Raw genomic sequence first — 12,541 nt, forward strand, 5'->3', positions numbered from 1 at the left:
GTCCCCTCGCGTGGTGTTGTGGCGGCGGGCGGGGCCGGGTGGGCTGGGTGAGGTCCCCGCCGACCCGCCCGCGCCCGGCCCCCCGGGGGGGCAGGGGGCCGGGCCGTCGCGCTGTGCGCGGGTCAGACCTTGGCGAGCTCCCGCTCGCGCTCGTCGTCGCCGTCGTCCGACTTCGACAGCCGCACCTCGGACTCGAGCTTCTTGCGCAGCTGCTCGCCCTCGACGTCGACGTTCGGCAGGACCCGGTCCAGCCACTTCGGCAGCCACCAGGCGCGCCGCCCGAGCAGCGCCAGCACCGCCGGGACGATCGCCATCCGGACCACGAAGGCGTCCAGCAGCACCGCCACGGCCAGGCCGAAGCCCATCATCTTGACCATGTCGTCGCCCGCTCCGATGAAGCCGGAGAACACGCTGATCATGATGATCGCGGCCGCGGTGACGACCCGGGCGCCGAACTTGAAGCCGGTGACGATGGCCTCGCCCGGGCGCTCGCCGTGGACGAACGCCTCGCGCATCCGGGTGACGAGGAAGACCTCGTAGTCCATCGCCAGGCCGAACACCACACCGATCATGAAGATCGGCATCATCGACATGATCGGGCCGGTCGACTCCACCCCGAACAGGCTCGCCAGGTGGCCCTCCTGGAAGACCAGCACGACCGTGCCGAGCGCGGCGAGCACCGAGAGCAGGAAGCCCAGGGCGGCCTTGAGCGGCACCAGCAGCGACCGGAAGACCAGCATCAGCAGCACGAACGCCAGGCCCACCACCAGCGCCAGATACGGCACCAGGGCGTCGTCGAGCACCTGCGAGAAGTCGATGTTGATCGCGGTGGTACCGGACAGGTACAGGTCCGCGCCCGTGTCCGACTTCAGCTGGGGGGCCAGGTCGCGGATGTCGTGCACCAGCGCCTCGGTCTCGGCGTCGCTCGGCCCGGTGCTCGGGACGATGCTGATCGTCGCCGTGTCGCCGGCCTCGTTGAAGGCGGCCGGGCTCACCGAGACCACGCCGTCCACACCGGCGATCTTGTCGCCGATCTCCTCGGCGGCCTGCTTGGCGTCGTCCGCGTTCTTGGCGTCGACGACGCCCATCAGCGGACCGTTGAAGCCGGCGCCGTACGCGTCGGAGAGGATGTCGTAGGCCTTGCGCTGCGTGGTGTCCGTCGGGCTGGAGCCCTCGGAGGGCAGGCCCAGCTCCATCTGCGACACGGGGAAGGCCAGCGCGCCCAGCGCCGCCACCGCCGCGATCAGCACCGCCAGCGGGCGGCGCAGCACGAAGCGCGACCAGCGGGTGCCCATGTTGGGCTTGCCGTCCGTCTCGTGCGCGGCCGGGACCAGCGTCTGCGGGTTGGCCTTGCGCACCTTGCGGCCGAAGACCCTCTTGCCGACCAGGCCCAGCGCGGCCGGGACCAGGGTCAGCGCGATCAGCACGGCGAGTGCGACCGTACCGGCGGCGGCCATGCCCATCTTGGTGAGGATCGGGATGTTGACGACCGCCAGACCCGCCAGCGCGATGATCACCGTGAGGCCGGCGAAGACCACGGCGGAGCCCGCGGTGCCGACGGCGCGGCCGGCGGCCTCCTCGCGCGAGTGCCCGTCGATGAGCTCCGCGCGGTAGCGCGAGGCGATGAACAGGGCGTAGTCGATGCCGACCGCGAGGCCGATCATCATCGCGAGGGTGGAGGTGGTGGAGGAGAGGTTGAGCGTGGTCGCCAGCGCCGTGATCGACGAGATGCCGATGCCGACGCCGATCAGCGCGGTCAGGATCGGCAGACCGGCCGCGACCAGCGAGCCGAAGGTGATGATCAGCACCACCAGGGCGATGCCGACACCGATCATCTCGCCGTTGCCCATGTCCGGCTCGACCTGCAGCGCGTCACCGCCAGCCTCGACGGTCAGCCCGGCGTCACGGCCGGAGTCCAGCGCCTTGTCGATGTCCTCGTGCGTGGCGTCGGTGATCTCCATGGCGGGGACCTTGTACGTCACGGTCGTGTACGCCGTGTCGCCGTCCTCGCTCACGGCGCCCGGCGTGTCGAACGGGTCGCCGACGGCCTGCGCCTGACCGCCCGCGAGCTGGTCCAGGACCTTCTCGACCTCGGCCTTGTGCTCGGCCGCGGTGATCTTCGAGCCGTCCTCGGTCTGGAAGACGATCCGGGCGGTGGCCCCGTCGGCGCTGCCGCCGGGGAAGCGCTGCTCCAGCAGGTCGAAGGCCTGCTGGGCCTCGGTGCCGGGGAGCTTGAAGTCGTCCGCCGGTGCCTTGGCGGCCGAGGAGGCGCCGACGCCGGCCAGGACGAACAGGGCGACCCACAGGAGGCCGACCAGCTTTCGGTGCCGGAACGAGAACCGTCCCAGTCGGTAGAGCAGAGTTGCCACGGGCGGACACTCCTTGATCGTCTGATGAGTGGACGTGGTGATCCACCCCGGCGACGGAAGCGGCGTCTGCCAGGTGGAGCTGTGAACTTGTCGGGGAGACGGGGAGGGTGGAGAACGGGGGACTGGGGGAGGGGAGCTACTCGACGCCGAGGGCGGGGAAGACCACCGCGTCGAGATAGCGGGTGAGGTAGTCGAGGTCCACACGCTGGTCCTCGACCCACTCCCGGGTGACGAACGCCCCGCACAGCATGTGCGGGACGAACTCCAGCGCCGGCGAGTCGGCCGGCACCTCACCGCGGTCCACGGCGCGCCGCAGCAGGCTCTGGATCTTCTCGAGCTCGGGGAGGATGAGAAGTTCCCGCATCGCCTCATGCAGCTCCGGGTACGCGTGCGCGGCCTGAGCGAGGCCCCGCATCAGCGCATGGTCGCTGTCCGCGTCCTTCAGCCCGTACGAGGCCAGCAGCCGCAGGTCGCCCCGCAGGCTGCCGGTGTCGGGATCCGGCAGCGCGCCGCTCTTGGCGTGCCGCAGGGCCGTCGCGACGAGCTCCGGCTTGCCCTTCCACTGGCGGTAGAGGGTGGCCTTGCTGGCATGCGTGCGCGCCGCGATGGCGTCCATGGTCAGCGACTCGTATCCGTTCTCGCGCAGCAGCTCCAGCACGGCGTCGAAGACCTCGTGCTCGCGCTCCGCGCTCAGCCGGGAGCGGCGGATGACGGTGGTGTCTGTCATGCGGCGCCTCCTGCCCGGCTGGAACGAAACGGTTTCGTACTCCTCGAGAATCGTACGCTGTACAGCCAGCGAAACGGGGCCGTTTCGCATGTGGTGTCGATCACGCTGCGTGCCTCTCGGGCCCGCCGGAACCGGGCGGATGTGAACCCTGGCCCCACAGCCTGTTACGAGCAGGTTATTGGCGCGCGAATGAGCGTGGGGGTCGCTACTCTGAGGGGGACGGAATGCCTCTTCAACCGGGGAAGCACCGACACCCTCGGCCCGTCCCGGGGCGCGCCCAGCACAACGGGCCGCGCCGCCCGGACCAGCACAGCCGGCGCCACCGCGTCCGAACTGCTAGCAAGCCAAGCCCTGGTGCCGACTTCCCCGGCGACAACAGGAGCTGATCCAGTTCACAGACACGGAGGAGCGCACGGTGTCAGATATCAAGGAACGCAGCCAGGCCGAACCCGACCGCCGCACCCGCGCGGGTGCCCATGCGTCGGACGAACTCAGCAGTCTCGAGGTCTGGGCGCGTTCCGCCCCCATCCGGCTGGCCGGCTACGAGGAAGACCTCGCCGAGCCGCACATCCTGCCGGGCATCGACTGACCCAGCCGTGAAGAGCCCCGACCCCTGTCCGCAGGGGTCGGGGCTCTTCCTTTCGGCGCGACGTGAGCCGACTCGGCGCGACGTCAGCCGACGAAGACCCGCACCGCCGCCTTCAGATCGGCCACGCCCTGTTTGGCGTCCGAGAAGAACATCCCGGTCTGCACGGCCGTGTACAGCTCGTTGTCGATACCCGCGTAGCCGTGGCCCATCGACCGTTTGATGACCACGACGCTCTTCGCCTTGTCCACGTCCAGGATCGGCATGCCGGAGATGGCGTTGCCGGACCGGCGCGCGGCGGGGTTGGTGACGTCGTTGGCGCCGATGACCAGCGCCACGTCCGCCTGCGCGAACTCCGGGTTGACCTCCTCCATCTCCTTCAGCTGCGGATACGGCACGTTCGCCTCCGCCAGCAGCACGTTCATATGGCCCGGCATCCGCCCCGCGACCGGGTGGATGGCGTAGCTGACCTCCACCCCGTGCTCGGCCAGCAGCGCCGCCAGATCGCCCAGCTCGTGCTGCGCCTGTGCGGCCGCCAGCCCGTACCCCGGCACGATGATGACCTTCGACGCGTACGCCAGCTGGATCGCCACGTCGTCCGCCGAGACCGACCGTACGTGCGTGTCCCCGTCACCCGTCTGGGCGGCGGCCGCGTCGCCGGTGCCGAAGCCGCCGACGATGATCGCCGGGATGGAGCGGTTCATGGCGTCCGCCATCAGCTTCGTCAGGATGCCGCCGGACGCGCCGACCAGCGCGCCCGCGATGATCAGCGCCGGCTCGCTGAGCACGAAGCCGGCCATGCCGACCGCCGTACCGGTGAACGCGTTGAGCAGCGAGATCACCACCGGCATGTCCGCGCCGCCGATCGGCAGCACCATCGTCACCCCGAACGCCAGCCCCGCCACCGTCAGCAGCACCAGCGCGGTGACGCTGCCGGGGTCCGCCACCAGCCACACCGCCGACCCGGTGAACGCCACCGCCAGCAGCACGTTCAGCGCCCGCGCCCCGGGGAAGACGATCGGCCGGCCCGGCACGACGCCCTGCAGCTTGCCCGCCGCGATCAGCGACCCGGAGAACGTCACCGCGCCGATCAGGATGTCCAGCCCGCCCGGCACCGTGGTGCGCGCCCCGAGCGAGGACACGTGCTCGTGCTGCACCAGCTCGCCGATGGCCAGCAGCGCCGCCGCCCCGCCGCCCACCGCGTTGAACAGGCTCACCAGCTGCGGCATCGCCGTCATCTGCACCGTGCGCGCCGCCCACAGCCCGGCCGCCGAACCGACCAGGACCCCGCACAGCAGCACGATCCAGCCGGTGGTCGTGATCGAGCTGTCCTCCACCAGCAGCACACCGGTGGCGACGATCGCGACCGTCATCGCCCCGGCCGAGAGGGTGTTGCCGCGCCGCGCGGTGGCGGGGGAGTTCATCAGGTGCAGGCCCAGCACGAAGCAGGCCGCGGCGGCCAGCAGCACATAGCGGACCGTGGTCTCCAGACCGCTCATGCCGCGTCCTTCCCCTTGGCGGCGCCCACCGTGGGCCGCGCCTTGAACATCTCCAGCATCCGGTCCGTCACGGCGTAACCGCCGACCACGTTCATCGCCCCGAAGGCGACCGCGACGAACGCGAGGACGTACTCGACGGCCGAGTCCGCCGCCGCGGTGATCAGCATCGCGCCGATCAGCACGATCCCGTGGATGGAGTTGGCGCCGGACATCAGCGGGGTGTGCAGGGTCGCGGGCACCTTGCTGATCACCTCGAAGCCGACCAGCACGCTGAGGACGAAAATGGTGACCGCGGTGAGCAGATCGAGGCTCACTTCGCACCTCCTGCGGGAGTGCCGCCGACGGCGGGGTGGACGACGGAGCCTTCGTGGGTGACGACGACACCGGCCTGGATCTCGTCCTCGGTGTCGATGTGCAGCGCGCCGTCCTTCAGCAGATGCGTCAGCAGCGCGGTGATGTTGCGGGCGTACGCCGTGGAGGCGGCGGTCGCCATCACGGACGGCAGGTTCCCGGCGCCGATCAGGGTCACGCCGTTGTCCAGCACCGAGGTCTTGTCCGGCTCGGACAGCTCGACGTTGCCGCCCAGTTCGCTGGCCGCCATGTCGACGACCACCGACCCCGGCCGCATTCGCTCCAGCGCGGCCGCGGTGACCAGCCGCGGGGGCCGGCGTCCCGGCACGCGGGCGGTGGTGATGACGACGTCGGAGCGGGCGATGTGGTCCTCCAGCGCCTGGAGCAGCGTCTGCGACTCGTCGCCGGTCAGCTCGCGCGCGTAACCCCCCTCGCCCGCGGCGGAGGCGACCTGGTCCAGCTTCAGGTAGCGGGCCCCCAGCGACTCGATCTCGCCCTGCGCCTGCGGCCGTACGTCGTAGCCGGTGACGACCGCGCCCAGCCGGCGGGCGGTGGCGATCGCCTGCAGGCCGGCGACGCCCGCGCCCAGGATGAGCACCGCCGCCGGCTTCGAGGTGCCGGCCGCGGTGGTCAGCATCGGGAAGTACCGGTCGTAGGAGTCGGCGGCCAACAGCACCGCCTTGTACCCGGCGACGTTCGCCTGGGAGGTGAGGGCGTCCATCGACTGGGCGCGGCTCAGCGTGCGCGGCAGCAGGTCGAGGCTCACCATCGTGACGCCCCGGGCGCCCAGCTCGGCGACCAGCGCCGGATGCTGGATCGGGTCCAGCAGCCCGATCAGCGTCTGTCCCGGGCGCAGCGGCACCGCCTCCTCCACCTCCGGCGGCCCCACGCAGAGCACCACGTCGGCCCGCTGGAACAGCTCCTCCACGCCGACGACCTGGGCCCCGGCCGCCGTGTAGTCGACGTCGGTGAACCAGGCGGCCGCTCCGGCCCCCGATTCCACGATCACGTCCACACCCGCCGATTTCAGCCGGGTCACCGCTTCGGGGATCAGGGCCACGCGCCGCTCGCCCGGCGCACGCTCCCTGAGGACCCCCGCGATCAGACTTGCCATGTGCAGATCTCCCTCGTCGCGAGAACGGGTGCGGACATTCCTACGATCGCCTGGGTGGTGCCCGCCGCACGCTACTGGAAACCGCTCCCCGTCCGGGAGGTGGCGTACGGCTTCGATCTGATCACCGGTGCGGAGCCGGTTTCCGGGTTCCCGGCCGGGTCGAGCCGGCCGCCGGCGGCCAGATCCGCCACGATCGCCTTGAAGTTGGGGCACTGGGTGAAGTCGTGCTCCTCGCAGTCCAGCGCGTGCTCGACCATGGCCATCGACGCCTGGAGCGCCCGCATCCGCTCGGTCAGTTCGGCCTTGTGGCGTTCCAGCAGGTCGCGCCGGTCGGCCGGACCGCCGACGGCGAACAGGTCGCGCAACTGCTCCAGGGACAGGCCGCTCTTCTTGCCGCCGACGATCATCGCGACGCGGTTGACGTCCTCGGGTCCGTAGCGGCGCCGGCCGTTCACCCGGGTTGCCGGGGCGAGCAGGCCCATGGCCTCCCAGTGCCGCAGCACATGGGGGGCGAGACGGAAGCGGGCGGCGAGTTCGCCTATCGACATGTCCGCGCTTGACTTCATGTTGACATTAACTTGCAGAGTGACGGTCCAGGTCAACCGGTCCCGGTCATCCGAGGAGAGTCACATGTACGAAGCGATCGTCGTGGGCGGCGGCCCCGCCGGCCTGTCCGCCGCGCTGCCCCTGGCCCGCAGCCACCGCAGGGTCCTGCTGATCGACGCGGGGGAGGGCCGCAACGCCCCGGCCGAGGGCGTGCACAACGTCCTCGGCCACGACGGCACCGCCCCCGAGGCCCTGCGCCGCGCGGGCCGCGAGCAGCTGCTGGCGTACCCCACGGCCGAGGTCGCCGAGGGGGAGGTGGAGCGCGCCGAGCCGGCACCGGACGGGGGCTTCCGGCTGCGGACGGCCGACGGCCGCACGCTCGCCACCCGGCGGCTGGTGCTGGCCACGGGGCTGTACGACGAGCTGCCCGCGGTGCCCGGACTGGCGGAGATTTGGGGCCGTACGGCGGTGCACTGCCCCTACTGCCACGGCTACGAACTGACCGGCGAGCGGCTCGCGGTGCTCGGCTCGGGACCGGAGAAGGTACGCCTGGCCCTGCAGCTGACCCGGTTCACCGACGACGTGGTCCTCCTCGCCGACGGGGAGCGGCCGGCCCGCGAGGCGGCGGAGCTGCTGGCCGCGCACGGGGTCACGGTCCGGTGCGAGCGCGTACTGCGCTTCGAGTCGGCGGACGGGCGGCTGGAGCAGATCGCGCTGGAGGGCGCGGAGCCGCTGCCGCGCGACGCGGTGTTCGTGGCGAGCACGCTGCGCCAGCGCTCCCCGCTGGCCGGACAGCTGGGCTGTACGCCGCTCCCCACGGGTGCGGTGGAGGTCGACGACTTCCAGCGCACCTCGGTCCCGGGCGTCTACGCGGCGGGCGACATGGCCCACCGCGCCGCCCTGCCGATGCCCTTCGCGGCGGTGAGCGTGGCGGCGGCCTCGGGGATCGTGGCGGGGTCGATGCTGGACCGGGAGCTGGTGGGGGCGGACTTCAAGCTGGACGGTTGAGCCGGCAGCCGGGTCCGGGTCTCACGCCGCCCGCTCCAGCGCCCGCAGTCCCAGGGCCCAGCCCAGGCGCGCCTCGCCGGACTCCGTGGGCCAGCCGGTGAGTTCGCCGATGCGGCCGACGCGGTTCAGGACCGTGTTGCGGTGGCAGTAGAGCTGTTCGGCGGTGCGTGAGGCCGAGCATCCGGTGTCCAGCCAGATCCGCAGGGTCTCCAGCAGCACCGGACGCTCGGCACCGCTGGCCAGCACGCCCGCCAGGTACCGGCGTACGAGCCGCTCTCCCATCTCCGGATCGGCGCACAGCAGCGCCTCGACCAGCCGTTCGTCCAGCTCCGCGACCGCGCCGCCGCCCGCCGGCAGCGTGCCGAGCGCCCGCTCGGACAGCCGCAGCGCCTCGTCGGCCTGGGCCAGGTCCTCGAAGGGCGGGGAGATGCCCGCCGTACAGCCGAGATGGGCGCTGAGCGTCTGCGTCAGCCGGGCGGGCGCCGCCGTGCCGAGGCGGACCAGGCCCGCCAGGACCTCGCCGCGGGGGCGCCAGAACGACCACAGCCCGGCCGCCTCCAGCGCGGGCGAAGGATCGGGCGGTGCCGCGGGGTTCTGGGCGAGGACGACGACCGCGAAGTGGTCGCGCTGCGGTACGCCGAGGGCGACCGCCGCCGCCCCCGCGACCGCCGGATCGCCGCCGCGGCCGTCCAGCAGCGCCTCGAACAGCGCCCCGCGCCGCGAGTCCTGCCGGTGCTGCAGCTCCAGGGTGGTGAGCCGGTAGGAGTTCGCCATCACCGCCGAGAAGCCGTCGATGATCTCCCACACGGTGCCCGCCAGCTCGCCGACGGCCTCCTGTCCGACCGGCGGCCGGTGGCGCAGCAGATCGGCGACGGCCTGCCAGATCACCCGGCCGCCGCGCCGGTACGCCCCCAGCACCGTGTCCAGCGGCATGCCCTGTTCGGCCCGCCGCCGCCCGGTGGCCGTCGCGGCGGCGTGGATGTCGCCGGCGGTGGGCGGCAGTCCGCCGAACTCCTCGAGGGCCAGCTGCAGGTTCTGCCGGCACTGGCCGCGCAGGTCGGCGTGCGTGACCGGACGCCCGGCGGAGTAGAGCGCGCTGTGCGCCTGGATGTCCGCCACCAGATCGGAGGTGAGCTTCTCCAGGTCCGCCAGCATCGCCGTGGCCAGCTCCTTGCGTACCGCCCAGTCGGCATCCGTCATGCGCCCACACTAGGCGGGTGCCCCGCCCGGGGGGAATTCCCGTGCCGTTTGCTCAGGTCGGCGGTGGCGGGCCTGGGCAGTTGCACAGGGCGCGCCCGCCGTCGTACGGGTATGCCGATCACCCGCGCCGAACGGCGGATCCTGTCCGATTCCTTCAAGACGCGCCCGCCGGCGGGCTCCTAACGTGTCCGGCATGACCGCACGATTCAACGCCATCGGAATGGCCGTCTCGGACATGGCGGCCTCGCTCGCCTTCTACCGCCTCCTGGGCCTGGACGTCCCCGCGGACGCCGAGAAGGAACCGCACGTCGAGGCGGAGCTGCCCGGCGGCCTGCGCCTGATGTGGGACACCGAGGAGACGATCCGCTCCTTCGACCCGCAGTGGCAGCCGCCCACGGGCCCCGGCCGGCTGGCCCTGGCCTTCGCCTGTGACGGCCCCGCCGACGTCGACCGGCTCTACGCCGGGCTGACCGCGGCCGGCCACGACGGGCACAAGGCGCCGTGGGACGCGTTCTGGGGCCAGCGCTACGCCGTCGTCCGCGACCCGGACGGCAACCACGTCGACCTCTACGCGGCTCTCTCGCCCTGACCGTCCGCCCCGGGACTCGCCGCGGCCCTGTCGCCCTGACCGTCCGCCCGGGACAGCCGGCCGAGGGGCACGCCGGCCAGTGCCTTGACGTCACGCGACAGATGGGCCTGGTCGGCGTACCCCGCCAGCGCGGCCACCTCGGCGAACGGGCGGCCTTCCCGGACCAGCTCCAGCGCCCGGTTCATCCGCAGCACGCGGGCCAGGGTCTTGGGCCCGTACCCGAAGACCGCCAGCGACCGCCGGTGCAGCGTGCGCTCGCCGACCCCGGCGGCGGCGCTCACCTCGGCCACGGACCGCCCGGCGCGCAGGCCGCGCACCACGGCCGGCAGATACGGCTCGGGCGGCTCGGCCCGCGCCAGCAGCCGCCCGGCGACCCGCTCCAGGACCGCCCCGCGGTCCGCGGCCTCCCCGATCCGCTCGGCCAGCCGCCGCGCCTCGGCCGTGGGCCACAGCGCGTCCAGCGGCACCCGGGTGTCGCGCAGCTCCACCGCCGGTACGCCGAGCAGCACCGCGCCCTGCCCGGGGGCGAACCGCAGCGCGGCGTGCTCGGCACCCGGGGCGTCCTGTCCCAGGTGGGCCCGCGTGTCGGGGCCGGCGACCAGCAGGGTGCCGCTGCTCCAGATCAGGTCCATGCAGCCGTCGGGCAGCACCCGGTACGGACCGCCCGTACCGCCGGTGCGGATCCACACCACCGCTCCCGGCACACCGTCCGCCGCCCGCTCCACGTACATGTCCCCAGCATGCCCCGCCGCGCTGGGAGAGACTGGACCCATGCCCGAACTGCCGGAGGTCGAAGCCCTCGCCGATTTCCTCACCGAGCACCTCGTCGGCCGCGAGATCGCCGGTGTGCTGCCGCTGACGATCAACGTGCTCAAGACGTACGACCCGCCCGCGACGGCCCTGCGCGGGCAGATGGTCACCGCCGTGGTCCGGCACGGCAAGTTCCTGGACATCACCGCCGGTGACCTGCACCTGATCACGCATCTGGCGCGGGCGGGCTGGCTGCAGTGGAAGGACTCCTTCCCGGCCAGGCCCCCGCGCCCGGGCGGCAAGAGCCCGCACGCCCTGCGGGTGACGCTGGACGGCGGCGGTGGCTTCGACCTGACGGAGCAGGGCACGCAGAAGAAGCTCGCCGTGTACGTCGTGTCCGACCCGCAGGAGGTCCCCGGCATCGCCCGGCTGGGCCCGGAGCCCCTCGCCGGCGACTTCACGCTTCAGGCGCTGCGCGACCTGCTCGCGGGGGAGCGCCGCCAGATCAAGGGCTTCCTGCGCGACCAGTCCACCATCGCGGGCATCGGCAACGCCTACAGCGACGAGATCCTGCACGCGGCGAAGCTCTCGCCCTTCAAACCCGCGGGCAACCTCACGGACGAGGAGACGGCCACCTTGTACGAGGCGATCGGTTCCACCCTGCGCGACGCGGTGGAGCGCTCGCGCGGCCTGGCGGCGGGCAAGCTGAAGGCGGAGAAGAAGAGCGGCCTGCGCGTCCACGGCCGCAAGGGGGAGGCGTGCCCGGTGTGCGGGGACACGATCCTGGAGGTGTCCTTCAGTGACTCGGCGCTGCAGTACTGCCCGACGTGCCAGACGGGCGGCAAGCCGCTGGCGGACCGGCGGATGTCGAGGCTGCTCAAGTAGGCGTCCGGCCGCCGGTCATCGCGTGATCCCCTCGCCGTCCTGGCCGGAGGGCACCGGCGGCGGAGACTGCCGTTCGCCGGCGTGGGCGGCGCGGACCCAGGTGGTGAAGTCCTCGACCGCGTCGGTGACGGCGTGGAGGCGTGGGGAGGGGAAGAAGTCGAAGTTGTGCTGGGTGCCCGGGAGTTCGGCGTAGGCCACCGGTCGGGCGGAGACCCGGGCGAGTTCCGAGGCGAAGTGGCGGGCGTCCTCGACCAGGACGAGCGTGTCCAGTGTGCCGTGGACGACGAGGAACGGCGGGGCGCCGGGGTTCAGGTGCGCCAGGGGGGTGGAGTCCGGGTCGGCGTCGGCCCGGCCGTAGTAGCCGTAGAAGCAGATCACCCCGGCCGCGGGCGGGCCGGCCGCCTCCCCTTCCAGACCGCCCGATGCCGTGAGCGCCGCCGTGGCCGCCAGGTGCGCCCCCGCGGAGCCGCCGGCGAGGAACAGCGTGGACGGGTCGGCCCCGTAGCCGGGGCCGTCCTCGTGCACCCATCGGATGACCTGCCGCGCGTCGGCGAGGCGGTCGGCGTAGTCCAGACCGCCGCGCAGGCGGTAGTTGGCGCTGACGCACACCCAGCCACGGGCGGCGAACCGGTACAGCAGGGGGCGTGCGCCGAGCAGTTTGCTGCCGGTGCGGAAGCCTCCGCCGTGCAGATAGACCAGGACCGGCGCGTTCGCCGCCCCCGAGCGGGGGACGTACACGTCCAGCAGGTGGCCCCGGCCCCCGTCGCCGTAGCGGACGTTCGCCACCCGCCGTACGCCGAACCGGTACGAGACCAGGGGCAGGACCAGCAGCCGGACAGCGCGAGCTGCACGGTCACCCAGAACGCCGCGAGCAGGTCGTAGCCTTCAAGGAAATCAAACACAGAACTATCCGCATC

Annotated in this window: 13 protein-coding genes; 4 read left to right on the plus strand and 9 right to left on the minus strand. The window is 72.5% G+C overall.

The annotated features are described in order from the left end of the window. Positions 1-122: 122 nt before the first annotated feature. Both AB0M28_RS37770 and AB0M28_RS37775 read right to left on the minus strand, forming a co-directional pair. Complete coding sequence (locus AB0M28_RS37770) at positions 123-2,369, minus strand: MMPL family transporter (RefSeq protein WP_365414896.1); 2,247 nt, start codon at positions 2,367-2,369, stop codon at positions 123-125. A gap of 136 nt (positions 2,370-2,505) precedes the next feature. Continuing rightward, positions 2,506-3,096 (minus strand): TetR/AcrR family transcriptional regulator, encoded by a 591-nt coding sequence (locus tag AB0M28_RS37775; protein ID WP_365414898.1) that lies wholly within the window; start codon positions 3,094-3,096, stop codon positions 2,506-2,508. A 415-nt stretch (positions 3,097-3,511) separates the two neighbouring features. Here AB0M28_RS37775 and AB0M28_RS37780 point away from each other — a divergent pair, with 415 nt between their 5' ends. Then, positions 3,512-3,685: a hypothetical protein gene (locus AB0M28_RS37780; protein WP_365414917.1), complete on the plus strand. Its 174-nt coding sequence runs from the start codon at positions 3,512-3,514 to the stop codon at positions 3,683-3,685. A gap of 83 nt (positions 3,686-3,768) precedes the next feature. Here the strand turns inward: AB0M28_RS37780 and AB0M28_RS37785 are convergent, their stop codons facing one another. The 4 genes from AB0M28_RS37785 to AB0M28_RS37800 form a co-directional block, all read right to left on the minus strand. Continuing rightward, positions 3,769-5,181 (minus strand): NAD(P)(+) transhydrogenase (Re/Si-specific) subunit beta, encoded by a 1,413-nt coding sequence (locus AB0M28_RS37785; protein WP_365414900.1) that lies wholly within the window; start codon positions 5,179-5,181, stop codon positions 3,769-3,771. Further along, positions 5,178-5,495 (minus strand): NAD(P) transhydrogenase subunit alpha, encoded by a 318-nt coding sequence (locus AB0M28_RS37790; RefSeq protein ID WP_365414902.1) that lies wholly within the window; start codon positions 5,493-5,495, stop codon positions 5,178-5,180. The genes AB0M28_RS37785 and AB0M28_RS37790 overlap by 4 nt, the downstream gene beginning before the upstream one ends. Then, a complete protein-coding gene (locus AB0M28_RS37795; RefSeq protein ID WP_365414903.1) occupies positions 5,492-6,646 on the minus strand; it encodes a Re/Si-specific NAD(P)(+) transhydrogenase subunit alpha in 1,155 nt (384 codons plus the stop codon). Before AB0M28_RS37795 ends, AB0M28_RS37790 begins: the two co-directional genes overlap by 4 nt. A 71-nt stretch (positions 6,647-6,717) precedes the next feature. Further along, positions 6,718-7,212 (minus strand): MerR family transcriptional regulator, encoded by a 495-nt coding sequence (locus tag AB0M28_RS37800; protein ID WP_365414905.1) that lies wholly within the window; start codon positions 7,210-7,212, stop codon positions 6,718-6,720. 64 nt (positions 7,213-7,276) lie between these two features. Between AB0M28_RS37800 and AB0M28_RS37805 the strand changes: the two genes are divergently transcribed. Beyond that, on the plus strand, positions 7,277-8,200 hold the full coding sequence (locus AB0M28_RS37805) for an NAD(P)/FAD-dependent oxidoreductase (RefSeq protein WP_365414906.1): 924 nt from the start codon (positions 7,277-7,279) through the stop codon (positions 8,198-8,200). A 21-nt stretch (positions 8,201-8,221) separates the two neighbouring features. Here the strand turns inward: AB0M28_RS37805 and AB0M28_RS37810 are convergent, their stop codons facing one another. Continuing rightward, a complete protein-coding gene (locus AB0M28_RS37810) occupies positions 8,222-9,400 on the minus strand; it encodes a helix-turn-helix domain-containing protein (protein ID WP_365414908.1) in 1,179 nt (392 codons plus the stop codon). A 193-nt stretch (positions 9,401-9,593) separates the two neighbouring features. Here AB0M28_RS37810 and AB0M28_RS37815 point away from each other — a divergent pair, with 193 nt between their 5' ends. After that, a complete protein-coding gene (locus tag AB0M28_RS37815; RefSeq protein WP_365414910.1) occupies positions 9,594-9,989 on the plus strand; it encodes a VOC family protein in 396 nt (131 codons plus the stop codon). Here AB0M28_RS37815 and AB0M28_RS37820 read toward each other — a convergent pair. Further along, entirely contained in the window at positions 9,968-10,720 is a 753-nt protein-coding gene (locus AB0M28_RS37820; protein ID WP_365414912.1) for a helix-turn-helix transcriptional regulator, read from the minus strand. The two genes, AB0M28_RS37815 and AB0M28_RS37820, sit on opposite strands and share 22 nt — an antisense overlap. 40 nt (positions 10,721-10,760) lie before the next feature. Here AB0M28_RS37820 and AB0M28_RS37825 point away from each other — a divergent pair, with 40 nt between their 5' ends. Next, on the plus strand, positions 10,761-11,624 hold the full coding sequence (locus AB0M28_RS37825; protein WP_365414914.1) for a DNA-formamidopyrimidine glycosylase family protein: 864 nt from the start codon (positions 10,761-10,763) through the stop codon (positions 11,622-11,624). Positions 11,625-11,639: 15 nt separating this feature from the next. On the opposite strand, the gene AB0M28_RS37830 is transcribed toward AB0M28_RS37825, so the two are convergent. Then, the gene (locus AB0M28_RS37830) at positions 11,640-12,410 is read right to left on the minus strand and encodes an alpha/beta hydrolase (RefSeq protein ID WP_365414916.1); all 771 of its coding nucleotides are present in this window, start codon (positions 12,408-12,410) and stop codon (positions 11,640-11,642) included. Positions 12,411-12,541 lie beyond the last annotated feature (131 nt).

It is taken from the genome of Streptomyces sp. NPDC051940 (assembly GCF_040680895.1).
GTDB lineage: Bacteria > Actinomycetota > Actinomycetes > Streptomycetales > Streptomycetaceae > Streptomyces.

Bases quoted from the DNA above. Each gene is read 5' to 3' on its own strand.
- AB0M28_RS37805 (WP_365414906.1), top strand. From the start codon at position 7,277: ATGTACGAAGCGATCGTCGTGGGCGGCGGCCCCGCCGGCCTGTCCGCC.
- AB0M28_RS37785 (WP_365414900.1), bottom strand. From the start codon at position 5,181: ATGAGCGGTCTGGAGACCACGGTCCGCTATGTGCTGCTGGCCGCCGCG.
- AB0M28_RS37800 (WP_365414905.1), bottom strand. From the start codon at position 7,212: ATGAAGTCAAGCGCGGACATGTCGATAGGCGAACTCGCCGCCCGCTTC.
- AB0M28_RS37775 (WP_365414898.1), bottom strand. From the start codon at position 3,096: ATGACAGACACCACCGTCATCCGCCGCTCCCGGCTGAGCGCGGAGCGC.
- AB0M28_RS37795 (WP_365414903.1), bottom strand. From the start codon at position 6,646: ATGGCAAGTCTGATCGCGGGGGTCCTCAGGGAGCGTGCGCCGGGCGAG.
- AB0M28_RS37815 (WP_365414910.1), top strand. From the start codon at position 9,594: ATGACCGCACGATTCAACGCCATCGGAATGGCCGTCTCGGACATGGCG.
- AB0M28_RS37820 (WP_365414912.1), bottom strand. From the start codon at position 10,720: ATGTACGTGGAGCGGGCGGCGGACGGTGTGCCGGGAGCGGTGGTGTGG.
- AB0M28_RS37825 (WP_365414914.1), top strand. From the start codon at position 10,761: ATGCCCGAACTGCCGGAGGTCGAAGCCCTCGCCGATTTCCTCACCGAG.
- AB0M28_RS37810 (WP_365414908.1), bottom strand. From the start codon at position 9,400: ATGACGGATGCCGACTGGGCGGTACGCAAGGAGCTGGCCACGGCGATG.